This is a genomic window from Mycobacteriales bacterium (assembly GCA_040902655.1).
GTDB lineage: Bacteria > Actinomycetota > Actinomycetes > Mycobacteriales > SCTD01 > SCTD01.
This window is the reverse complement of record JBBDWV010000024.1, coordinates 1-22,521: the sequence shown is the minus strand read 5'-3', so window position 1 is coordinate 22,521 and position 22,521 is coordinate 1. Positions and strand designations below refer to the sequence as shown.

19 protein-coding genes and 1 pseudogene are annotated in these 22,521 nt (G+C 73.9%); 13 read left to right on the top strand and 7 right to left on the bottom strand.

Annotation, left to right across the window (positions count from 1 at the left end):
- Positions 1 to 29 precede the first annotated feature (29 nt).
- Positions 30 to 1,298 (top strand): glycosyltransferase 87 family protein, encoded by a 1,269-nt coding sequence (locus WD794_06695; GenBank protein MEX2289999.1) that lies wholly within the window; start codon positions 30 to 32, stop codon positions 1,296 to 1,298.
- Between the two features lie 89 nt (positions 1,299 to 1,387).
- Here the strand turns inward: WD794_06695 and WD794_06690 are convergent, their stop codons facing one another.
- Both WD794_06690 and WD794_06685 read right to left on the bottom strand, forming a co-directional pair.
- The gene (locus WD794_06690) at positions 1,388 to 2,980 is read right to left on the bottom strand and encodes a glycosyltransferase 87 family protein (protein ID MEX2289998.1); all 1,593 of its coding nucleotides are present in this window, start codon (positions 2,978 to 2,980) and stop codon (positions 1,388 to 1,390) included.
- A gap of 19 nt (positions 2,981 to 2,999) precedes the next feature.
- Positions 3,000 to 5,162 (bottom strand): transglycosylase domain-containing protein, encoded by a 2,163-nt coding sequence (locus WD794_06685; GenBank protein MEX2289997.1) that lies wholly within the window; start codon positions 5,160 to 5,162, stop codon positions 3,000 to 3,002.
- A gap of 130 nt (positions 5,163 to 5,292) precedes the next feature.
- Between WD794_06685 and WD794_06680 the strand changes: the two genes are divergently transcribed.
- Together WD794_06680 and WD794_06675 are read left to right on the top strand one after the other, a co-directional pair.
- A complete protein-coding gene (locus WD794_06680) occupies positions 5,293 to 5,904 on the top strand; it encodes a PadR family transcriptional regulator (GenBank protein ID MEX2289996.1) in 612 nt (203 codons plus the stop codon).
- The gene (locus WD794_06675; GenBank protein ID MEX2289995.1) at positions 5,904 to 7,022 is read left to right on the top strand and encodes an inositol-3-phosphate synthase; all 1,119 of its coding nucleotides are present in this window, start codon (positions 5,904 to 5,906) and stop codon (positions 7,020 to 7,022) included. The genes WD794_06680 and WD794_06675 overlap by 1 nt, the downstream gene beginning before the upstream one ends.
- 201 nt (positions 7,023 to 7,223) lie before the next feature.
- Here WD794_06675 and WD794_06670 read toward each other — a convergent pair whose 3' ends face one another.
- Entirely contained in the window at positions 7,224 to 7,583 is a 360-nt protein-coding gene (locus tag WD794_06670) for a hypothetical protein (protein MEX2289994.1), read from the bottom strand.
- A gap of 65 nt (positions 7,584 to 7,648) precedes the next feature.
- Positions 7,649 to 8,362: a hypothetical protein gene (locus WD794_06665; protein MEX2289993.1), complete on the bottom strand. Its 714-nt coding sequence runs from the start codon at positions 8,360 to 8,362 to the stop codon at positions 7,649 to 7,651.
- On the opposite strand from WD794_06665, the gene WD794_06660 reads away from it, so the two are divergent.
- On the top strand, positions 8,361 to 8,714 hold the full coding sequence (locus WD794_06660) for a hypothetical protein (protein ID MEX2289992.1): 354 nt from the start codon (positions 8,361 to 8,363) through the stop codon (positions 8,712 to 8,714). The two genes, WD794_06665 and WD794_06660, sit on opposite strands and share 2 nt — an antisense overlap.
- Positions 8,711 to 10,030 carry an MFS transporter gene (locus WD794_06655; GenBank protein MEX2289991.1) on the top strand — a complete coding sequence of 440 codons (1,320 nt, stop codon included), beginning with the start codon at positions 8,711 to 8,713 and terminating at the stop codon, positions 10,028 to 10,030. Before WD794_06660 ends, WD794_06655 begins: the two co-directional genes overlap by 4 nt.
- Before the next feature lie 173 nt (positions 10,031 to 10,203).
- On the opposite strand, the gene WD794_06650 is transcribed toward WD794_06655, so the two are convergent.
- Together WD794_06650 and WD794_06645 are read right to left on the bottom strand one after the other, a co-directional pair.
- Positions 10,204 to 11,583 carry a hypothetical protein gene (locus WD794_06650; protein MEX2289990.1) on the bottom strand — a complete coding sequence of 460 codons (1,380 nt, stop codon included), beginning with the start codon at positions 11,581 to 11,583 and terminating at the stop codon, positions 10,204 to 10,206.
- Between the two features lie 48 nt (positions 11,584 to 11,631).
- The gene (locus WD794_06645) at positions 11,632 to 13,098 is read right to left on the bottom strand and encodes a CCA tRNA nucleotidyltransferase (GenBank protein ID MEX2289989.1); all 1,467 of its coding nucleotides are present in this window, start codon (positions 13,096 to 13,098) and stop codon (positions 11,632 to 11,634) included.
- A 219-nt stretch (positions 13,099 to 13,317) separates the two neighbouring features.
- Here WD794_06645 and WD794_06640 point away from each other — a divergent pair.
- The 7 genes and pseudogenes from WD794_06640 (at position 13,318) to WD794_06610 (ending at position 21,566) form a co-directional block, all read left to right on the top strand.
- Positions 13,318 to 13,740 (top strand): annotated as a pseudogene (locus WD794_06640) (NUDIX hydrolase).
- A gap of 43 nt (positions 13,741 to 13,783) precedes the next feature.
- Entirely contained in the window at positions 13,784 to 16,069 is a 2,286-nt protein-coding gene (locus tag WD794_06635) for a DUF6049 family protein (protein MEX2289988.1), read from the top strand.
- Entirely contained in the window at positions 16,066 to 17,673 is a 1,608-nt protein-coding gene (murJ, locus tag WD794_06630; protein ID MEX2289987.1) for a murein biosynthesis integral membrane protein MurJ, read from the top strand. The genes WD794_06635 and murJ overlap by 4 nt, the downstream gene beginning before the upstream one ends.
- A 77-nt stretch (positions 17,674 to 17,750) precedes the next feature.
- Entirely contained in the window at positions 17,751 to 18,134 is a 384-nt protein-coding gene (locus WD794_06625) for a hypothetical protein (protein MEX2289986.1), read from the top strand.
- Between the two features lie 59 nt (positions 18,135 to 18,193).
- Positions 18,194 to 19,873 carry a protein kinase gene (locus tag WD794_06620; GenBank protein ID MEX2289985.1) on the top strand — a complete coding sequence of 560 codons (1,680 nt, stop codon included), beginning with the start codon at positions 18,194 to 18,196 and terminating at the stop codon, positions 19,871 to 19,873.
- 47 nt (positions 19,874 to 19,920) lie between these two features.
- A complete protein-coding gene (gene sigM, locus WD794_06615) occupies positions 19,921 to 20,571 on the top strand; it encodes an RNA polymerase sigma factor SigM (GenBank protein ID MEX2289984.1) in 651 nt (216 codons plus the stop codon).
- Positions 20,568 to 21,566, top strand: a complete 999-nt coding sequence (locus tag WD794_06610; protein ID MEX2289983.1) for a hypothetical protein — start codon at positions 20,568 to 20,570, stop codon at positions 21,564 to 21,566. Before sigM ends, WD794_06610 begins: the two co-directional genes overlap by 4 nt.
- 135 nt (positions 21,567 to 21,701) lie before the next feature.
- Here WD794_06610 and WD794_06605 read toward each other — a convergent pair whose 3' ends face one another.
- Complete coding sequence (locus WD794_06605) at positions 21,702 to 22,073, bottom strand: hypothetical protein (protein MEX2289982.1); 372 nt, start codon at positions 22,071 to 22,073, stop codon at positions 21,702 to 21,704.
- Between the two features lie 282 nt (positions 22,074 to 22,355).
- Between WD794_06605 and WD794_06600 the strand changes: the two genes are divergently transcribed.
- The coding region (locus WD794_06600) for an FAD-dependent oxidoreductase (GenBank protein ID MEX2289981.1) at positions 22,356 to 22,521 on the top strand (166 nt) is incomplete at its 3' end.

Genomic DNA, 22,521 nt, shown 5'->3' with positions numbered 1-22,521 from the left:
GCCGTCACGCCGCGTCCTAGGGTCACCGCATGCGACTCGACGCCCGCAGGTCCCTGGCGCTCGTCCTGCTCTCCTGCGCCCTGCTGACCCTGGCCGGGTACCTGCTCAAGGCGCAGTGCATCGGGGCGTACAACGAGCTGCGGGACAGCCACCTGTGCAGCAACGACATCCAGGTGCTCTACAGCGGCCGGGGCCTGGTTGACAAGCAGTTCCCGTACGTCGAGGGCGGGCTGGTCGACGGGCAGATCGTCGGCGGCACGCTGGAGTACCCCGTCCTCACGGGCATCGCGGCCTGGCTGCCGGCGCTGTTCGTCGCCGACGACGGTGCGTACCTCGCGGCGACCGCACTGCTGCTCGCGCCGTTCTCGCTGCTGACGGCCTGGCTGCTGCACCGGATGGCCGGGTGGCGCGCGCTGGCCTACGCCGCCGCACCGCCGCTGGTCTGGTACTCCTTCCACAACTGGGACCTGCTGGTGGTGGCCGCCACCGTCGCCGCCTTCGCCGCCTGGCACCGCGGGCGCTGGGGCGGGGCGGGGGCGCTGCTGGGGATCGGCGCCAGCCTCAAGCTCTGGCCCGGCTTCTTCCTCGCGCCGCTCGTCCTGCACCGGCTGCGTGCGGGCGACCGCCGGGGGGCGCTGCTGGCCGGCGGCGCAGGAGTCGGCAGCTGGGCGGCCGTCAACGTGCCCTTCCTGGTGGTCAACCCCGCCGGCTGGTGGGCGCCATATGCCTTCCAGAAGCTGCGTGCGGCCGACGTCACCAGCAACAGCATCTGGCACTGGGGGATGCCGGGTCTCACCTTGGATCAGCTCAACCAGCTGATCCCGGTCCTGCTCGGGCTGAGCTTCGTGGGCGCGCTGGCCTGGGGCTGGCACCGGAGCCGGGGTGCGGGCGGCTACCCGTTCCTGCAGGTGTCGGCGGCCATGCTCTGCGCCTTCCTGCTGCTGAACAAGGCGCACAGCCCGCAGTTCGCCCTGTGGCTGCTGCCGTTCTTCGCGCTGGTCCACATCCGGCTCGGCTGGGTGCTGGGCTACCTCGCGCTCGACACGCTGTTCTACGTCGGGCTGTTCCGCTGGTTCTACGACCTCTCGCAGGGTCGGGACTTCGGGCTGGCCAAGCAGGCCGTGGTGCTCGGCGTGTGGGGTCGCGCCGCGCTGCTCGTCCTGCTGTTCGGGCTGTTCCTGCGCGCCGCGGCGGTGGCCCGGCCGGCCGAGCAGCCATCGCCCGCGCCCAGCCACGGCCCCAGCCCCAGCCCCAGCCACGGCCCCAACCGCGGCCCCAGCCCCAGCCACGGCCCTTGATCAACGCCGGGTTTCCGCGCTTTTTGCCCCCCCGAAAAGTGAGAACCCCGGCGTTGATCATGACTGGGTCGGGACTGGGTCGGGTGACGTCAGGGGGCGACGGGTGACCGTCGCCAGCCGATCCACGCCGCGGCGCGGTCCGGCGCGCCGTCGAGCACACCGCCGGCCGGGTCGTCCGCACCCTGCGCCCGTACGACGTCCCGCTCGGGGGCGAGGACGTCGCGGACCACGAAACCGACCAGGACCAGCAGCGAGACGTTGCGCAGACCGAGCGCCGCGATGTACCACCCGTCGGCGATGCCGTCGGAGTCCTCGCCGAAGGTCAGGAAGAAGTAGAACCGGGTGAACAGCACCAGCGCCTCGGCGGCCTGCCAGGCCAACAGCGGCCGCCAGCGCGGCCGGGCAAGCAGCGCGAGCGGCACCAGCCAGATCGAGAACTGCGGGCTCCACACCTTGTTCGTCAACAGGAACGCGAAAACCGTGAGGAACAGCAGCTGCATCAGCCGGGGCCGGCGCGGCGCCTTCAGCGCCAGCAGCACGATGAGGCCGAGGCAGAACAGCAGCGACAGCGCCACGCCGCGGTTGAGTGTGTGCGGCGCCTCGCCCGGCGCCAGTCCCTGGTCCAGTGGGTGCCCGAGCGCCTTCTCCAGCAGCCGCCAGCCGGCGTCCCAGTCGGCCGGGCGGGTGGTGTTCAGCTCGAAGAAGCGGTACGCCGCGTTGATGCCGGTGACCGGAGCGCCGTCGGGGCCCGTCGTGGTGGTGTGCGGCGACAGCGCCGCCAGTCCCTGCTCGCCGATCCGGTCCAACGGGCTGGCGGCCACCGGGACCTGCTCGTTGCCGATCTGGGCGAACGACGGGCTGGTCAGGTAGACGGGCAGGCTGACCAGCACCGGGGTGAGCACCAGCGCCACGGCCGTCAGCAGGAACGCCCGGATCCGCCTGGCCCGCAGGCACAGCGCGAACAACGGCACCAGGAACAGCACCGGATAGAGCTTGGTCGCGGTGGCCAGCCCCAGCAGCAGACCGGCGGCCAGCGGCCGGCGCCGGGCCCACTGCACGAGTCCGAGCCCGGCCAGCGCCATCGCCAGGAGGTCCCAGTTGGTCGTGCCGTGCAGCACGAGCAGCGGGGAAAACGCGAAGATCGCGGCGTCCCAGGGTCTGCGTCGGCCCGCCAGCCGCACGGTGGTCACGACGACGACGAGCGCACCGGCGGTCAGGATCGCCCAGGTGACGTCGTAGAACCGGCGCGGCCGCTGGTCCGGCTCGACGACGGTGACCGCCTTCGCGGCGATCTGCATGACGGCGCCGATGACGACCGGGTACTCCACCGGGTGGTCGGCGTACGGCGTCTTGCCCTGGTTCAGCCCCTCGGCGAAGTACAGCGCGAACACGTCGGTGTAACAGCCGCGGGTGTACTGGTACTCGTCCGCCCAGGCGTGCACCCGGCAGGGCGACTTCTGCCACCAGCCGAACAGGCTGGTCACCAGCGTCAGCAGGATCAGCCAGCGCAGCGGGGTCCAGAACCGGCGCTCGCCGAGCAGCGCGTGCCGCCCCGGGGGACCGCCCAGCGCGTTGGCCGTACCGGCGACCACCGGGTCCTCCTGCGACGGCAGGACCAGGCCACCCGGGCGGTCCGGACCGGATGTCGGATCGGCGGTCAGGTCCAGGGAGGGCTCGCTCACAGCAGCGACTCTGCCACCGTCAGCGCGGGGCCGGGCTCGGGCTCGACCGCGCCGCCGGGCCCTGCGTCTGCTCCTGCGGCGGCGGGCCCTCGCTCTGCTGCGGCGACGGCTGCTGGCTCTCCTGCGGCGGCGGCAGGATCGGCGGGGGAGGCGGCGGGGGCGGCGGGGGCGGCGGGGGCGGGGGCTGCGTCGGCTCGGGCTCGGGCGCGACACTCTGCTCCGGCTCGGGTGAGCTCTCGTCGGGCGCGTCGCCGGTGCGCTGCGGACGCGGCCGCTCGATCTTCTCTGCGGGGTCCCGGCCGGTGCTGCCACCGCGGCCGACCCAGGCCGGCTCGGGGAAGTCCAGCTCGGGCTGACCCTCGAGGGCGGCGTCGGTGTAGGCCTTCCAGATCTTGCTGGAGAAGCCCCCGCCAGTGGCCTCGATGCCGTCGATCCGGATCGTCTTGGGCTGCGCGTAGCCGAGCCACACCGCCGTCGACAGCTGCGGGGTGAAGCCGACGAACCAGGCGTCCCGGTTGAGCTGGGAGGTGCCGGTCTTGCCGGCCGCCGGCCGGCCGTTCTTCAGCTGCGCGCCGCGGCCGGTGCCCCGCTCCACCACGGCCTGCATCGCATAGATGGCGTCGGCGGCGACGTCCTCGCTGAAGGCACGCTCCCCGGTCCGGATCTCGGCGTTGTAGACGTCGTCGCCGGAGCGGTCCTGGACCTTCTTGACCAGGAACGGCTCGACCGGGATGCCGCCGCTGGCGAAGGTGGCGAAGCCGACTGCCTGGTCGATCACGTGCACCTCGTAGCCGCCGAGGGCGATCCCGCCGTTGGTGACACCGTCCTCGCTGACCAGCTTCACCTCCTCCGGGATGCCGGCCCGGTGCGCGAGCTCGGCCACCTCGGACGGTCCCACCTCGAGCCCCAGCTCGTAGTAGGCGGTGTTGATCGACTTCTGCGTCGCCTCGATCAGGTCGACCCGGCCGTGGTCCCGCCCGCCGAAGTTGCTGACCGGCTCCTTGCGACCGGGGAACTCCTGCGGGCTGTTGCCGTTCAGCCGGGTACGCAGGCTCATCTCCTGCTCCAGCGCGGTGGCCAGGACGTACGGCTTGAACGACGAGCCCGGCTGCCGACCGACGCCCTGGCCGGCGAAGTCGAAGCCGGTGCCGCCGGCGCCGCCGTAATAGGCGAAGACCTCCCCGGTGCCGGGCATCACCGAGACCAGGGCGCCCTGCAGGTCCTCCTCACCCGGCTTGTCCCCGGTGATCTCCTGCACCGCCGAGACGGCGGCCTGCTGGGCGTTCTTGCGGATGGTCGTCGTGACGACCAGTCCGCCGGCGCTGAGCTTGTCCTCCGGGAAGCCCCGCCGCCCCAGCTCCTCCAGAACGGCCGTGATGACGTGGCCCTTGGGCCCGGACAGGTCGTTGTTGCGGTTGCCCGCGCCGATCTTCCTGACGGGCGGGTAGACCTGCGCGGCGCGCTCCTGCGGCGTCAGCCATCCCTGCGCGACCATCCCGTCGAGCACGTGGGCCCAGCGCGCCTTGGCCTGCTCGGGGTGCTTCTCGGGGTCGAGGGTGGCCGGTGACTTGATGCTCGCGGCCAGCACCGCGCCCTGTGCCACCGAGAGTTGTTTGGCGGGGCGGTCGAAGTAGGTCCAGGCCGCCACCTCGATGCCGGACGCCTGCCGGCCGAAGTAGATCGTGTTCAGGTAGTCCTCGAGGACCTTGTCCTTGTCGACCGTCCGGCTCATCTTCAGCGCGATGAAGACCTCCTTCACCTTCCGGGTGAAGGTCCGGTCCTGGGTCAAGAAGGCGTTCTTGGCGTACTGCTGGGTGATGCTCGAGCCGCCCTGCTCGACGCCGCCGCCCCGGACATTGGCGAACAGCGCGCGCAGGATGCCACGCGGGCTGATGCCGGGGTTGTTGTAGTGGTCGCGGTCCTCGGCCGACAGCACCGCACGCTGCACGCCCGCCGGGACCTCGGACAGCGGCACCGGGATGCGGTTCTGCTCGCCGACGCGGCCCATCTCCGAACGGTCGGCGAACAGGATCCGGGTCGCGGTGGCGGTCGCGCTCTCGTTCGGCTCCGGCACGTCGGTGACGGCGTAGGCCACGCCGATGAGGGTGGCCACACCCAGCAGCGAGCCGGCGCTGCCCAGCAGCAGCACACGCCTCCAGCGGACGTTCGACAGACGGGACATGCCTCCATGGTCGCCCATGCCGGGGACCTCCGTCCGACCGCTCTTGCACGCCCGGCGCGGCAGCACGTAGTGTCCTGGCAGTGCGATGTATCGCGCCGATACATCGATCGTGCGGACGGGAGGGGCCGACGTGCTGGAGCTCGCCGTCCTCGGCCTGCTGCACGAGTCTCCGCTGCACGGCTACGAGCTGCGGTCCCGGCTCAAGGCCACGCTCGGCACCTTCCGGGCGTTCTCGTACGGCTCGCTGTACCCCACTCTGCGCCGGATGAAGGTGGCCGGGTGGATCACCGAGGACGACGGCGACGCCACGGTCGTGGCCGGGGCGCCACCGCTGACCGGCCGGCGCGGCAAGGTGGTCTACAAGCTCACCGCCGAGGGCAAGGAGCGGCTGGCCGAGCTGCTCGCCGAGGCCGGACCGTCGGCATGGGAGGACGAGACCTTCGGCGTCCACTTCGCCTTCTTCGGCCAGACCGACCCCGAGGTGCGCGTGCGCATCCTCGAGGGCCGGCGCACCCGCCTCGAGGAGCGGCGCGAAGGCGTCCGCACCTCGCTCGCCCGTACCCGCTCCCGCCTCGACCGCTACACCCTCCAGCTGCAGGAGCATGGGCTGGAGTCGGTCGAGCGCGAGGTCCGCTGGCTCACCGAGCTGATCGAGACCGAGCGCCGCTCGACCGCATCCGCACCGCCTCCCGGCGGTGCGCAGTCCGCCCTATCCACCCCTACCGAAAGAGGAGCGCCCTGATGGGTTCCGTCCGTGTCGCCATCGTCGGCGTCGGCAACTGCGCCGCGTCGCTCGTCCAGGGCGTCGAGTACTACCGCGACGCCGACCCGTCCGCGCGTGTCCCCGGCCTGATGCACGTCCAGCTCGGCGGCTACCACGTCCGTGACATCGAGTTCGTCGCGGCGTTCGACGTCGACGCCAAGAAGGTCGGCTTCGACCTGTCCGAGGCGATCCTCGCCTCCGAGAACAACACGATCAAGATCGCCGACGTGCCGCCGCTGGACGTGACCGTCCAGCGCGGCGTCACCCACGACGGCCTCGGCAAGTACTACCGCGAGACGATCGAGGAGTCCGACGCCGAGCCGGTCGACGTGGTGCAGGCGCTCCGGGACGCGAAGGTGGACGTGCTGATCTGCTACCTGCCCGTCGGCTCGGAGCAGGCGGCGAAGTTCTACGCGCAGTGCGCGATCGACGCCAAGGTCGCCTTCGTCAACGCGCTGCCGGTCTTCATCGCCGGCACCCCGGAGTGGGCGCAGAAGTTCACCGACGCGGGTGTGCCGATCGTCGGCGACGACATCAAGAGCCAGGTCGGCGCGACCATCACGCACCGCGTGATGGCCAAGCTGTTCGAGGACCGCGGCGTCATCCTGGACCGCACCTACCAGCTGAACGTCGGCGGCAACATGGACTTCAAGAACATGCTCGAGCGCGACCGCCTGGAGTCCAAGAAGATCTCCAAGACGCAGGCCGTGACCTCCAACATGGAGCACGACATGGGTACCCGCAACGTGCACATCGGGCCGTCGGACTACGTCCAGTGGCTCGACGACCGCAAGTGGGCCTACGTCCGCCTCGAGGGCCGCGCGTTCGGCGACGTCCCGCTGAACCTCGAGTACAAGCTGGAGGTCTGGGACAGCCCGAACAGCGCCGGCGTCATCATCGACGCGCTTCGCTGCGCGAAGATCGCCATGGATCGCGGCGTCGGCGGCCCGGTGCACCCGGCCTCGACCTACTTCATGAAGTCCCCGCCCAAGCAGGTGCGCGACGACATCGCCGGCCCCGCGCTCGAGGCCTGGATCCGGGGCGAGGGCACCGGCGACTTCGCCGCTGCCGAAGCCGAGCAGGCCACGCAGCAGTAGTCCGCGTTCTCGGTGCCCCCTTCGCGTTCTCGGTGCCAGCAGCGCCCCACCTACGCGCGAGGCCGGCACCGAGAACAGCGAGGGGTACGAGAGGCGGGCGGGCCGCCGGTGCCCGGAACCCCTCAGCAGCGGGTGCGTGTGCAGCCGCGGTGACCCCACCAGCTGCCGCAGCAGGGGCTGTCTGCGATCCGTGGATCCCGCTCAGGCCAGGCGATCGAGCAGCCAGCCCGGCCCGACCACGTCGGCGCCGCACGCCCGCACCCGCTGCCCCAGCTCCCGGTCGGCGGACACCAGCGTCACCGGTTCCGAGCTGCGGGCCAGCTCGTGCAGCGTGTCGTCGCCCGAGCCGGCCGCGTGCACCACGTGTACACCGCCGGCCGTGCCCTCGGGACAGCCCGGGCGCGCCGCCCCCTCGAGGACCACCAGGACCGGCGGGTCCAGCCGCTCCTCGCGGACGGCCGACCGGAGCTGCTCGACCAGCCGGCCGGCCGCACCGGCACGGTCATGCCACCACCCGTCCGGGCGGCTCCCGACGACGTTCGCGGCGTCGACCAGCAACATCAGCGCACCGGCCGCCGCCGGACGCCGCACCGCCCGGTCAGGCGGAGCGACCGGTGAGCCGTGAGCTACTTCTTCTGCCGACGGCTGCCGCCGTGCCAGTCCTCCTGCACGCCCACCTCGCCGGCCGACGTGCCGAACGCCGGCAGCTGCGGCCGCTCGCGCAGGCTGCGCTTGAGCTCGGCGAAGCCGGGGAAGCGGGCCAGGCCGATGACGTGGTCCCAGAGCTCCACCGCCTCGCGCTCCCCCGGCAGCCGGCTGATGACCGGGCCGAAGAACGCGACCCCCTCCGGTGGCTCGAAGTGCAGGATCGGCGTGCCGACGTCCTTGCCGGTGAGGCTGAGCGCCTCGTCGGTCTCCGCCTGGATCTGCTCGTCCCACGAGTCATCCTCCAGAGCGGCCGCCAGCTCCTGCGGCAGTGCCGCCGCGTCCAGGGCCACCTTGAGGAAGGGGCCCATGCGGCTCGGCAGGTCACCTGCCTCCGGCTCCGCCTCCCAGATCCCCTGCCCGAACGCCGCGTACAGCCGGCCCACGCCGTCGTTGCCGTGCTCCCGCCGGGTGAGCGCGGCAACGCGCAGCAGCCGCAGACCGGCGGTGTGACCGGCTTCGTACTCCGGCGGGAAGTGGCTGTCGTAGTCGACGTGCCGATTGAGCAGCCGCAGCGAGATAAAGCGCCACTCGACGGAGTACTCCCGCTGTGCCGCCACCGAGCGGACCCACTTGCTGGTCATCCAGGCGAAGGGGCAGACGGGGTCGAACCAGAAGCGCAGGTCAGCAGACATGCCCTCTGCCGTACCCAGCCCACGCCGGGCTACGACCGCCGGGTTCGCACCCGCCGCGCCGGAGCTCGTGGTGGTCCCGGGGCTCGGCGCCCTCGGCTACCTGCTGCCGCTCGTGCGGGCCTGCGCCGGATGGACGCGCGTGCACCTGCTCGACGTGCCGGGGTTCGGCGACCGGCGCACCGCGCGGCTGCCGGCCGACGTCGACAGCGTGTCGCGGACCGTCGCCGCCTGGCTGACCGAGGTGGCGCAGCGCCCAGTGCTGCTGCTCGAAGGGGCTGCACGCTCCGTCGCGCGGCCGCTACCCAGGCTCGTCAGCCGAGGTCGCGGGTTCTGGCTAGCCTGGCGCCGATGACCAGCCGCCATCCCCTGCGCGAGCTGCTCGCGCTGCCGGACCTGCGGCGGCTGCTCTACGTACGGCTGGCGGGCCAGGCCGGCGACGGGTTGTTCCAGACCGCGCTGATCCTCGTCGTCTTCTTCGACCCCAACGACGCGACGTCGGCCGGGCAGGCTGCGCTCGCCTTCGCCGTCCTGCTGCTGCCGTTCAGCCTGGTCGGCCCGTTCGCCGGCGTCTTCCTCGACCGCTGGCGCCGGCAGCGGGTGCTGCGCAACGCCAACCTCGGACGAGCAGGGCTCGTGACGGCGACCGCGGCGCTGCTGGCGACGCTCGGCGCCGACTCCCTCGTCGTCCAAGGGTTCGCGCTGCTGGTCATCTCGACCAACCGCTTCATCCTCGCCGCGCTGTCGGCGGCGCTCCCGCACGTGGTCGCCAAGCGTCAGCTGGTGACAGCCAATGCGGTGACCACGACACTGGGCGGCGGCGCCTTCACGCTCGGCGCCGTCGCGGCGACCGCCATGCGCCCCGCCTTCGGGTCGGGGCAGGTCGGGGGTGCCCGCACCTCACTGCTCGCCGCCGGGACCTACCTGCTCGCGGCGCTGCTCGCGGCGCGGATCACCCGGGACCTCCTCGGCCCCGACGCCCGTGCCCAAGATCGGTTGCGGGAAGCGCTGGGGCACGTCGCCCGTGGCGTGGCGCAGGGGGCGCAGCACGTACGGGAGCGGGGGCCGGCGTTCCGCGCACTGGCGGCGATCAGCGCGCACCGCTTCTTCTACGGCCTGTCGACCGTGGCGACGCTGCTGCTCTACACGCCGAACGGCTTCCTCGGCCGGCAGTTCGCGGGGGAGGGCGCCTTCGGCGGACTGATCGCCGTCGGGGCCGTCGCCGTGCTGGGCGGCCTGTCCGCCGCACTCGTCACCCCCGCCGTCACCCGGCGGCTGGGGACCCAGCGCTGGATCGTCCTGGTCTTCTCGGCCGCCGCGGTGGCCGAGCTGGTGTTCGGGCTGCCGTACACGCACGGGGCGTTCCTCGTCGCCGCCTTCTTCCTCGGCTTCGCCGCGCAGGCCGGCAAGATCTGCGTCGACACCCTCGTACAGGAGAGCGTCGAGGACGACTTCCGCGGCCGGGTCTTCTCCTTCTACGACACGCTGTTCAACGTGAGCTTCGTGCTCGCGGCCGCCGCCTCCGCCGTGGTCCTGCCGGAGGACGGCAAGAGCTACGCCGTGATCGGCATCGTCGCCGGCGGCTACACCCTCACCGCGCTGCTGTACGGCGTGTTCACCGCGCGCCGAGCGGCCGCCGAGCCGCCCGAGCCGGTGGTCACCCGGGGCTGAGCGATCCGCGCGGGTGTTGTCATGATCAACGCCGGACTTCCTCATTTTCTCACCCCGTGAAAAGTGCTCAAACACGGCGTTGATCATCGCAGCGCGTCCGCGACAGGTCTTTCGCGACGGGCTGCCGGACGCGTGGATGTGCGGACGTGACGACGACGACCAGGCGTCGGCGGCTACCCGAGGAGCGGGACGGGCAGCGGCACGAGCGGCGCAGGGGACAGCGGCGCAGGCGGCAGCAGCGGCGCAGGGGACAGTGGCGCAGGCGGCAGCAGCGGCGCAGGGGACAGTGGCGCAGGCGGCAGCAGCGGCGCGGGAGACAGCAGCGGCGCAGGGCTCGGGCTCGGGCTCGGGCTCGGCGAGACGAGGTCGAGCACCGTGTCCACGACGTCGTCCACCAGGTCGCCGACCGGGCCGGGAGCGGGGGTGGGCAGTGGCGCGGCCGGCGGCCGGCGGTCCTCGCTGCCGTCGCCCCCGTCCCCGTCACCCCCGTCGCGGCCGCCGCTGTCGCGGTCACCTGTGCCGGGGTCGATGTCGCCAGAGCCAACGTCGAAGCGCAGGCCGCCCAGGCCGAGCAGGAGCCCCAGGTCGGCCGGGGCGGCGGCGAGCACCGGGACGATGCCCGGGTCGAGCAAGGCGGCCAGGGCAGCGGCGACCCGGTCCACCGGCGCGGCGACGATCGCGGCGACGATGCCCCAGGATCCGCCGTCGGTCCGCAGCCCCCGCACCAGGGAGTAGCGCTCGGGCAGTGCGTCCGGCCCCGGGATCGCGGCGGCGATGAGGTAGCCGAGCGCCCGCTCGCTGCCGGGGGCGCCGGCCGGCAGCGCCGGCCCGACCTCGACCTGCTCGCGCAACGAGGACAGCACGACCCGGCCGACCGCGCCGTCGGCGTCCAGCCGCGAGGCCAGGGCGGTGAGGTCCGCGTCGGCCCGTACGAGGTCGCCGGCGAGCTGCATCTCGTAGCCGTCGCCGGGGGTCAGCACGAACGGCGCAGGTGCACCCGGCAGCCCGCCGGTCGGCACCTGCACCTGGTAGAACGCCGGCACCTCGACGGCGGCGCGGCGGCCGGCGGCGCGCACGTCGGCGGCGGCCCCCCGCAGGACGCCGGCGCGCAGCAGCGGGCCGCTGTCGATCCGGACCAGGGAGTCCTCGGCGGCGGTGACGGTGGCGGCGGTGGTGGCCAGCTCGAGGCCGGGGGCGTCCGCGGCCTCCACCAGCACGAAGCCCGCACGCAGCACCTGCCGGGCCCCGTCGAGCACGGTGACGGCCGCCTGCTCGCCGAGGTAGACGTCCCGGCCGCGGGTCACGAGCTGTGCACCGGTACGGCCGGCGCGCACGGTGGCGCCGGGCGGGATCCGCTCACCCACGACCGCACTGCGGGTGGTGCCGTCGGGGAGTTCGAGAACCACCCCGCTGCCGGCGGCCAGCACGGTGTCTGCCCTCGCCGTGCTGCTGCCGAGCGCGGCGACGCCGACGGCCGCCAGGAGCACGCCGGCGAGAAGGGCGGCGATGCCCGCCACCCACGCGCTGCTCCTGCGTCCGTTCTGTCCCGGCATGGACACATCATCGTCCCTGACCGGGCGGCGATCCATGGCCCGAAGTGACTAGACGGGGCGCGCCACCCCCTGGGCCTGCGCCCACGCGAGCAGCGCCTCGACGGCCTGCTCCCGCGGCAGCGGCCCGCGCTCCATCCGCAGCTCCAGCAGGTGCTTGTACGCCTGGCCGACCAGCGGCCCGCGCGGGATGCCCAGCAGCGCCATGATGTCGTCGCCGTTCAGGTCCGGCCGGATCCGGCCCAGCTCCTCCTGCTCGGCCAGCCGGGCGATGCGGGCCTCGAGGTCGTCATAGGCCGCCGCGAGCATCGCGGCCCGGCGCCGATTGCGGGTCGTGCAGTCCGACCGGACCAGCTTGTGCAGCCGCTCGAGCTGGTCCCCGGCGTCGGTGACGTAGCGGCGCACGGCGCTGTCGGTCCACGTCGGCGTTCCCGACCGGCTGTCACGGGACGACGCGCCGGCCGCAGCCTCCCGGCCGGCGGGGCGGTAGCCGTGGAAGCGCAGGTGCAGCTCGGTGAGCAGCGTCACCGCGGCGACCACGTCCTTGGGGTGACGCAGCGCCTGGAGCCGCCGCCGGGCCATCGCCGCGCCCACGACCTCGTGGTGGTGGAAGGAGACGCCGCCGCCGGGCTCCTTGCGCCGGGTACGTGGCTTGCCGATGTCGTGCAGCAGCGCGGCCAGCCGCAGCACCAGGTCCGGCCCGTCCTCCTCCAGCGCGATGGCGCGCTCCAGCACCTGGAGCGTGTGGTCGTACACGTCCTTGTGCTGGTGGTGCTCGTCGATCTCCAGCCGCAGTGCCGGCAGCTCCGGCAGGACGTGCGCCGCGAGCCCGGTGTCGACGAGCAGCTCCAGGCCGGCCCGGGGAAAGTGGCCGAGCAGCAGCTTGGACAACTCGTCGCTGATCCGCTCGACGCTGACGATCGCAAGCCGGTCCGCCATGGCGGTCATGGCCGACACCACGTCCGGCGCGACGGCGAAGCCCAGCTGTGCGGCGAAGCGGGCGGCCCGCAGCATCCGCAGCGGGTCGTCGCCGAAGGAGTCCTCCGGCGGTCCGGGCGTGCGCAGGACCTGGGCGGCCAGGTCGTCCATGCCGCCGTACGGGTCGACGAACGCGTCGGGGGCCTTCCAGTCGGGCAGCGCCACGGCCATCGCGTTGACCGCGAAGTCCCGGCGGGCGAGGTCGTCGGACAGCGACGTGCCGTAGCGGACCACCGGATTGCGTGAGGCACGGTCGTAGGCCTCGGCCCGGTAGGTCGTGATCTCGATCCGGAAGCCGCGGCGCTGCGCGCCTACCGTGCCGAAGGAGATACCGGTGTCCCACGTGGACTCCGCCCAGCCGGCCAGCAGCGCCTGCACCGCCTCGGGCCGGGCATCGGTCGTGAAGTCGAGGTCGTCGCCGAGCCGCCCGAGCAGCGCGTCGCGCACCGAGCCACCGACCAGATGCAGCGCGGCGCCCGCCGCGGCGAAGCGGGTGCCGAGCTCGACCGCCACCGGCGCGACGCGCAGCAGCTCGCGCACAGCGTTCTGCTGGACCTCGGTCAGGGCGGGCACGGGAGACGAGCCTATCCGCGAGACCTGCCGGTACGGGATTCCCGGGCGTGGATCGGCGCAGCCGGTGAAGGTGGTGGCGGGGGAGCCCGCAAGCCCGTCGCCCGGGGCGCGGGGCAGGGGGCGCCGACGTACTCTGGGTCGGTGTCCCCTCCCTCGCCGCCGCCGCCGCGGACGGGGCCGTCCGGGCGCCGGCCGCTGCGCCGGGTGGACGAGACGAGCGCGGGCGGTCTGGTCCTGGACCGCCTGGGACCGAGCGCCTCCGGTGCGCTGATCGGCCGGCTGGACCGGCGGGGACGGCTGCTGTGGTCCCTGCCGAAGGGGCACGTGGAGCCAGGAGAGACCGAGCCGGAGACGGCCGTGCGTGAGGTCGCCGAGGAGACCGGCATCCTCGGCCGAGTCGTCGGCAAGCTCGGCACGATCGACTTCTGGTTCGTCGCCGAGGGACGGCGGGTGCACAAGACGGTGCACCACTACCTGCTGCTCGCGGCCGACCCGGTGCACGGGCTCGAGCTGTCCGACGCCGACGTCGAGGTCAGCGAGGTGGCCTGGGTGCCGCTTGCCGAGCTGCCGGCGCGGCTGGCCTACGCCGACGAGCGTCGGCTGCTCGAGCGGGTCCCGGTCCTGCTCGCCGAGACGGCCTGACCGCCCGGCGGTGAGAAGCTGCGGCCGGCTGGCCTGCACCCTACTGCTGGCCGTACCGCTGCTGCTGGCCGCGCCCCACGCCGGGACCGCCGCGCCCACCGCCGCGCCCACCCCCGGCCCGCTGCCCTCGGACGTGGCCGCGGTCGACGGGGGCGCCTGCTCCGGCAGGTCCGAGGAGTCGCCGCTCCTGGTGCAGGTCACCACGCTGCTGCCGCGCGCCCCGGCCCGTCCCGACCAGCCGTTCCAGGTGGCGGGAACGCTGCACAACTGCGGTACGCAGGCGCTGTCCGGCCTGCAGCTGCGGCTGTCCACCGGGACCGTTCTCCGTACCCGCGGTGAGCTGCAGCGCGCCGAGGACGAGCCGGTGGTGGGCCGTCCCCGCACGACCGCCGCCGCACCGGTCGACGACCTGGCTCCGGGGGAGGACACCACCTTCGACCTGAGGCTGCTGGTCCGCGACCTGCAGCTCGGCGGCGGTCTGGGCGTCTATCCGCTGGCCGTGCAGGGCCGGGCCCGCTACGGCGACGACCGCTTCCGTACGCCGGTCGGTCTCGCCGCGACGTTCGTGCCGTGGTTCCCCGACGGGCCGCCGGCGCCGACCCGGATCGCCTGGCTGTGGCCGCTGGTCGACCAGCCGCGCCGGGCACCCGCGGAGGTGATGCTGGACGACGCCCTGGACGCGCTGCTGGCGCCGGGCACACAGGACGCGCCACGGGGCCGCCTGCAGGAGCTGCTCGTGGCGGCCCGCGAGGGCGCCAAAGGTGCCTGCGACGAGTCGGCTGCCCCGCCACCGGGGACGGCGCGCGAGCCGTCCACCGGCTGCCGCGGGCAGCCCGTCCCGGTGACCTACGGCATCGACCCGGCCCTGCTCCACAGCATCGAGGCGATGACCCGCACGAAGGGCTACAGCGTGCTCGCCGACGGTGAGCCGACGGACCGGCCGCCGTCGCAGAACGCCGAGCAGTGGCTGTCCGGCATGCGGGCCGCCGCCGAGGGCAGCGACGTCCTCGCCCTGCCGTTCGGGGACCCCGACATCGTGGCGATGTCGCGGGCCGGCAGCGGCCTGCGTGACGACGTCGAACTGCTGCGCAAGCTCGGCCAGTCCGAGGCCGGCGAGGTGCTTGGCCGCGAACCTCTCACCTCCGTCGCCTGGCCCCCACCCGGACCGCTGACCCCGGCCCTCGACCTGCTCGCCGGCGGGCAGGCGCGCGCGGTGGTGCTGGACGCGGCAGCACTGCCACCGGCCTCCGTCACCCGCAGCCGCACCCCGAGCGCCCGGATCGAGCTGCCGTCGCCGTTCGGGACGGTCAGCGGGCTGGTCGTCGAGGAGGTGCTGTCCCACCTGGTCGAGCCCGACCCGACCGACTGGCAGGGCCCGCGGCTGGCCGAGCAGCGCTTCATCGCCGAGACGGCGATCATTGCGGCCGAGGCGCCGAGCGTCTCCCGTACCCTGCTCGTCGCCCCCCGTCGCACGGCCGACGTCGTCCCGGCAGTCGCCGCAGCCGTGCTGGCCGACACGGGCCGGCTGCCGTGGCTGTGCCCGGTCCGACTCGCCGACGTCGCTGTCGGCCGCGAACGCTGTCGCGACCTGCCGGACGCGCAGGGGCCGGCGCAGGCCGAGGACCGCACCGACGTCGCCGACCCGGCCGACGTCGGCCCCGAACTTCCGCCTGACTTCCTGGAGCGGTTGGCGGAGGTACGTGCCGCCGGAGAGCAGTTCACCGACGCGGTGCTCGTCGCGAACAGCACGGAACAGGCCCGTACCAAGGCCCGGCTGTTGCGGGCGCACGGCCGCACCACCTCCGCCGCCTGGCGGGACCAGCCCGCCGACGGGGAACGGATGCTGCGCCTGCTGGCCGAGGACGTCGAGCGGCTGCGCGGGCAGGTCCGCCTGGTCAGCGAGCCGGTCCTGCTGACCGGCAACTCGGGGACGCTCCAGCTGTCGGTGCAGAACGAGCTGGACCAGCCGGTGAACGTCGGGGTGCGCCTGGACGAGACCAGCTCCGCACGACTGTCCTCCGGCACGACCGGCGTGCAGGTGATCCCGGCCCGCAACGCCACGCCCATCACCGTGCGGGTCGAGCCGCGCACCTCCGGTCGCTTCGTCGTCCAGGCCACGCTGGTCGACGTGAACGGCCGGCCGTTCGGTGAGCCGGTCGAGCTCGACGTGCGCTCCACGCAGTACGGCCGGCTCGCCCTCGCGGTCACCGGCATCGCGGCGGCAGTGCTCATGGTGGCCGCCGGTCTGCGGATCACCCGACGCGCCATGCGCCGTGACGACGGCGTGCAGGCGTGAGCTCGCTCGGCAGCTCGACCCGCGCAATGGCGCTGGGAACGCTGGCCTCTCGCGGGACCGGCTTCCTGCGCACCGCGGTCATCGCTTCGGTGCTGGGCGTCTACGGCGTCGGCACCGCCTACAACGTCGCCAACACGACTCCGAACATCGTCTACGAGCTGCTGCTCGGCGGGATCCTCACCTCCGTCGTCGTTCCGCTGCTGGTCCGGGCGGCCAAGGAGGACGAGGACGGCGGGCAGGCATATGCGCAGCGGCTCCTCACGCTGACCGTGCTCGTGCTCGGTGCCGCAGCCGTCGTGCTGGTGCTCGGCGCGCCACTGCTCATCGACCTCTACGCCGGCGACCTGGACCCGCAGTCGCGCGAGCTCGCCATCGTCTTCGCCCGCTTCTTCCTGCCGCAGATCCTGTTCTACGGTGCCGGCGCGGTGCTCGGCGCGGTGCTGAACACCCGCGGTCGCTATGCGCCGCCGATGTGGGCGCCGGTGCTCAACAACCTCGTTGTCATCGGCACCGGCCTGGCCTTCCTCGTCGTGCGCGGCCGCGCCGAACTCACCCCGGAGAGCCTCACCACCGCACAGGTCGCCCTGCTCGGTCTCGGCACGACGCTCGGCATCGTGGCGCAGACCGTGGCCCTGGTCCCCGCCCTGCGCTCGGCCGGCTTCTCGCTGCGGCTGCGCCGGGACCTGCGCGGCGTCGGGCTTCGGCGAGTGGGGTCGTTGGCCAAGTGGGTGCTGCTGTACGTCGTGGCCAACCAGGTCGCCTACCTCGTCGTCGTACGGCTGTCGTCGGAGGAGGCGCTGGTCGCTCTCGGGCGGGGCTACGCGTCCTACGTCTACGCGTTCGTCCTCTGGCAGCTGCCGCACGCCATCGTCGCGGTCAGCGTCATCACCGCACTGCTGCCGCGGATGAGCCGGGCGGCGGCCGACGGCCGGTGGGAGGACCTGCGCGGCTCCCTCGACCACGGGCTGCGACTGACGGTCTGTGTGCTCGTGCCGGCTGCCGCCGCCTTCCTCGTGCTCGGCCGCGAGATCGCCACCGTCGTCTTCGCGCGCGGCGAGATCTCCATCGCCGACGCACGCTTCATCGGGGTGCTGCTCGGCATCTTCGCTGTGGGGCTGGTCCCCTTCAGCACCTACCAGCTGCAGCTGCGTGCGTTCTACGCGATGCAGGACACCCGCACTCCCACGCTCGTCAACCTGGGCGTCAACGCGACGCTGGTCGTGGTCGACGTCACCCTCTACCTCCTGCTACCGGACGAGCTGAAGGTCGTCGGGCTGGCCGCCGGACATGCCTGCTCCTTCATCGCCGGGCTCGGGATCTGCTCGCTCGTGCTCTCGCGGCGACTCGGGGGACTGGACGGCACGGCGGTCGTGCGGACCGCGGTGCGCTGCGTGACGGCTGTCCTCGTACCAGCGCTGCTGGCACTGGCCCTGGCCTCCGCCACGACCCGGACGATCGGTGCGGGACCCCTGGGCGCGGCGGTCGCCCTCCTCCTGGGCGGCGGAGTGCTCGGCGCCGGTTACGTCCTGATCGGCCGGCGGCTCCGCGTCGCCGAGATCGACGAGGTTGCCGGACCGGTGCTGCGCCGGGTGGGGCTGCGCTAGGTCCACACTGCGCCACCCGGCTGAAGACCCGATCGGGTGGTCCTCAAGACCGGCGTCCCAGCGGCCGATTCAGCCGCATGAACAGCGACCGCGGCGACATCGTGCTGGGCTGGCTGACCAAGCTGATCGCCACCCTGGGGCTGCTCGGGATCGTCGGCTTCGACCTGATCTCGCTCGGCGCCGCGCGGTTCTCGGCCGAGGACCACGCACAGTCCGCCGTCCGTGCCGCGAGCGCGGCCTACCACTCCCCGACCGACCTGCAGGTCGCCTACGACGCGGCCGTCGCCGAGGTGGCCGGGCACGGCGACACCATCGACCCGCAGAGCTTCACTGTCTCGGCCGACGGCCGCATCACCCTGACGCTGCACCGGACCGCCCCGACGATGGTCGTGGAGAAGGTTGCCGCGCTGCGCTCCCTCGCCGACATCGAGCGCACCGTCTCCGCCCCACGGCCCTTGTAGCTCCCTCTAGGATCGTCGCGTCCGGGTCGTTGCCCGGATCCAGCGCGAGGAGGAGATCCGTGGCCCCGCCGCAGAGCCTCCGCACCGTCCGGCCGCTGCTGCGGCAGGACGACCTGCTGGCCGACCGCTACCGCCTGGACCACCCGGTCGAGCCGGCGCCGCGCGCGAGCGAGGTCGAGGAGTCGCCCGCCGTCCTGTGGCGGGCCACCGACGAGGTGCTCGCCCGCCCTGTCGCGGTCAAGCTCCTGCGGGCCGCAGGCCGTCGCGGCGGCACCCAGGCCCGCCCGTTCCTCGAGGCGGCGGCCGCCACGGGCACGCTGTCCTCGCCCGTGCTCGCTCGGGTCTACGACGCGGCCGTCCAGCAGTGGCCGGCCGAACGTTCCGGCCGACCCGCCGGCGACGTCGACGTCGCGTACGTCATCAGCGAGTGGGTCGAGGGCCGCGACCTGGCGACCGTGCTGCAGCAGGACGGGCCCTTTGAGCCGGAGCAGGCCGGCGCGCTGATCGTCGAGGTCGCGGAGGCGTTGCACGCCGCGCACCGTCGGGACGTCGTGCACGGCCGGGTGCACCCCGGCAACCTGCTGCTCACCCGGTCCGGACGGCCCCGGCTGACCGACGTCGCCACGTCCGCGGCCCTGCCCGACCGGGCGGTGCCGGCCGAGCGGGCCGGCGACCCGGTCGGTCCCGCCGCCGACGTCCGCGACCTGACCGCCGTCCTGTACGCGATGCTGACCGCCCGCTGGCCGGTCAGCACGACCCCGCAGCCATCCTGTGGCCTGCCGGCAGCGCCCGCCGTCAACGACGGCCGATCGCGCGGCCGGCTGACCAGCCCGGGCCAGATCCGGGCAGGGATCCCACGCGCCCTCGACGACCTGGTCGTGCGCGTCCTGCAGCCGACCCCAGGACGGCCGGCACCGGCCACCGCCGCGGCACTGGCCGATGCCGTGGCCGCGGCCGCGGCCGCTGCCGCGCGACCCGTCGGTGCGGCCCGGGCCATCGATGCGGCCCGCGCGATCGGTGCCGCCCGCGCGGCCGGTGCGGCCCGCGCTGTGAGTACCGTGGGTGCGGCCGGTGCCTCCGGGCCGCTGCGGGCCGCGCAGGCGGTCGCCGCCCGGCCCCCTCCGGCGGCACCACGGGTCCCGCCCGATGTCTGGCGTTTCCTGCCACTGATCGCCAGCCTGGTGCTCATCCTCACCGTCGGGCTGGGGATGTATGCCGTCGGTCGCGCGGTGGGGGAGATCGAGCCGGCCGACGAGGCGGCCGAGGTGGTCGCCGGCGGGCCCGGCACCACCCGGATCGCCCTGGACAGTGCCCGGGTGCGGGTCTTCAACCCGCCGCCCGGACGGGGCAACGAGCGCATGGGCGCCGTTCCCAATGCCTACGACGACGACCCGACGACGGTCTGGGAGACCGAGCGCTACGCGAGCCGCAGGTTCGGTGGGCTGAAGCCGGGCGTCGGGCTGCTCGTCGACCTGGGTGAGCCGACGCCGGTCACGCAGGTCGAGCTGGTGACGACCGGGGGCGATGCCACCTTCGAACTGCGCGCGGCCGACGACCTGGGGGCGCAGGCCGGCAACTACCGCGTGCTCGCACGCGGGACGGCGGCAGACCCCGCGCTCACGCTGACACCGCCCGAGGGCACGACCGCCCGCTGGTACCTCGTCTGGGTGACCGGGCTGCGCAAGACCGATGGCGGCTTCACGGCGGGCATCGCCGAGATGCACTTCCTGCGGGGCTGATGCACTTCCTGCCGGGCCGGCGGGGCCGGCGCCACTACCCTCGCGCCGTGACCGAGGGCCCGGATCCGGAGGGGGGCGCGGCAGCGCCCGACGGCGACGCCCGCGACCGCGCGCTGCTCGCCGCCCACGTCGCCGGTGACCCCGCCGCCTTCGGCACCCTCGTCGGGCTGCACCGCGACCGGCTGTGGGCGGTCGCCCTGCGCACGCTCGGGGACCGGGAGGAGGCGGCCGACGCGCTGCAGGACGCGCTCCTGTCCGCGTACCGCGCCGCCGCGACCTACCGCGGCGAGGCCAAGGTGACCACCTGGCTGCACCGCGTCGTGGTCAACGCCTGCCTCGACCGGGTCCGTCGCCGGCGGGCCCGGCCGACGGTGCCACTGCACGAGCAGGGCGGTGCGGGCGAACCGGTCGACCAGGTCGACGCGCTGGCGGCCCGCGAGACCGTGCTCGAGATCGAGGCGGCGCTGGCCGAGCTGCCGGTCGAGCAGCGTTGCGCGATCATGCTCGTCGACGTCCACGGCATGCCGGTCGAGGACGTGGCTGCCGTCCTCGGTGTGCCCGCAGGCACCGTGAAGAGCCGCTGCTCGCGCGGTCGCGCCCGGCTGGCCCTCTCGCTGGGCCACCTGCGGAACCGTCCGCTCGTGCCACCCGTCCCACCCATGTCAGGCACCGGACGCGAGCAGGGAGGACCAGGGTGATCGAGCCGCCGTCCCACCTCGACCTGGACGCCCTCGCCGACCTGCTGGCGGGCGAGGCCGACGAGGCTGCGCAGCGACACCTGCAGACCTGCGCGTCGTGCGCCAGCCGGCTGGCGGAGCTGCGGACGGCTGAGGCGCGGGTGGTCGCCGTGCTGGGTGCGCTGCCGCCGCCGGCCGTTCCCGCCGATCTCGACGCCCGGCTGGCCGCGGCCCTCACGGCCGAGGCGGCGGCGGGCCGGGCGAGCGTGACCGCCCTGCCGGTACAGCCGGAAGGTCCGTCCTCGGGCCGGCCGGGGGTTCGGTCCACGGGCCGCAGCAGCTGGCTTCCTGCGGCAGCGGCCGCCGTACTGCTGTTGTCCGGCGGTGGCCTGGGCTACGCGCTGCTGCAGGGCGGCGGCGGGGCCGAGTCCAGCACCGCGGCGGTGGCCGGCGGGCAGGCGGGCCCGGACCTGGTGCTCAACAACAGCGGCACCGACTGGTCCGACGCCGCTGCCGTACGCACGGCGCTGCCCGGTGTCCTGGCGGGACGCGCCAACCCGATCACGCTGTCCCTCACGAAGCAGCGGGCCGAGGACCAGGCAGAGGCCAACGCGGGGGACACGGCGAGGAGCACCGCGCAGGGCCCGGCCGGCACCCCGGGGGACACTTCTCCGGGCTCGGCCGGCGGTGCCGAGGCCGGTCCTGACGCAGGGGCGGCCCCTGCCCCCGCGGCCCCTGCCCCCGCGGCGTCCGCGGTGGCGAAGGCGGACGCGACGCCGTTGGCCCGCCTGCGCACCGCAGAGGGCCTGGCCGACTGCCTGGCCGCACTCCTTCCGCCGGAGCAGCCCGAGGTGCAGCCGTTGGCCCTGGACTACGCGCAGTACCAGGGCCGCCCCGCGCTGGCCGTCGTCCTGCCGGACCCGGATCCGGATCAGCTCTCGGTCTTCGTCGTCGGCGAAGGGTGCTCGCGTGCAGACGACAGCACGCTCTACTTCGTCCGGGTACCGAGGCCGTGAGGTCGGCTTGGCCAGCCGCTGCCCAGGCATTCTCGGTGCCAGCAGCGCCTGACCCGCGCACAGGCGTGGCACCGAGATCAACCGGGGAGTCGATCCGAGCAGCCGTCGGCCGCTAGCCGCGGTCCCCCGGCCGGCCTACGTGGGCGGTTGCCCCCTTGGGGGCAGCGTCCAGAGGACGACACCGGCGATGGCGGCGGCGTACGGGATCAGCGCCGAGCCGCCCAGCACGTCCTTGCTCTGCTCGAGCGCGAAGCCGAGGGCGACGCCGACGACGGCGTACACCACAGCCACCAGCCGCACCCGCATCGCGGCCGTCCCGCTGCGCGGCACACCCGAGGACGCCTGCGCGGCAGCACCGCTGAGCACCCCCACGACGAACGGCGTGAGATAGGCGAACAGCTCTGCGCCGACGTACTGCGCGGCGACCACGCCACCGAGCAGCGCCACCCCGGACGCGGCGAGCGCCGCCCGGACCAGCTGCTCGGCCGGAGTCGGCGGCGGGTGCATCGTGACGGGACCCTCGGGGCGGGCGCCGCCGCAGGCCGGGCAGCTCCCGCCCGGCACCGATCCGGCATCGGCCGCGCAGCGCGGCCGGTCGCAGACCGGGCAGCGGTCGACCGCCGGACGTACGGGATGGACGCCGCAGCGGGCAGCTGGAGGAAGCGGCCCACCGGAAGGGGCGGCGGGCGCGGACGGGATCACAGGTGAGAGCCTTCCATGCGGGGCGGGAAGAGGCGTTCCCCGCCGGACGTTCCGTCGTCGTACGAGCAGTCGAGGAGAGGTTGGCCGGTGGGCGACTCGCAGGTGCGTAACGCGATTGTGGTGGGTTCTGGTCCGGCGGGGTACACCGCGGCGATCTACCTGGCGCGGGCGGCGCTGGAGCCGCTGGTCTTCGAGGGCTCGGTCGCCGCCGGTGGTGCGCTGATGAACACCACCGACGTGGAGAACTACCCCG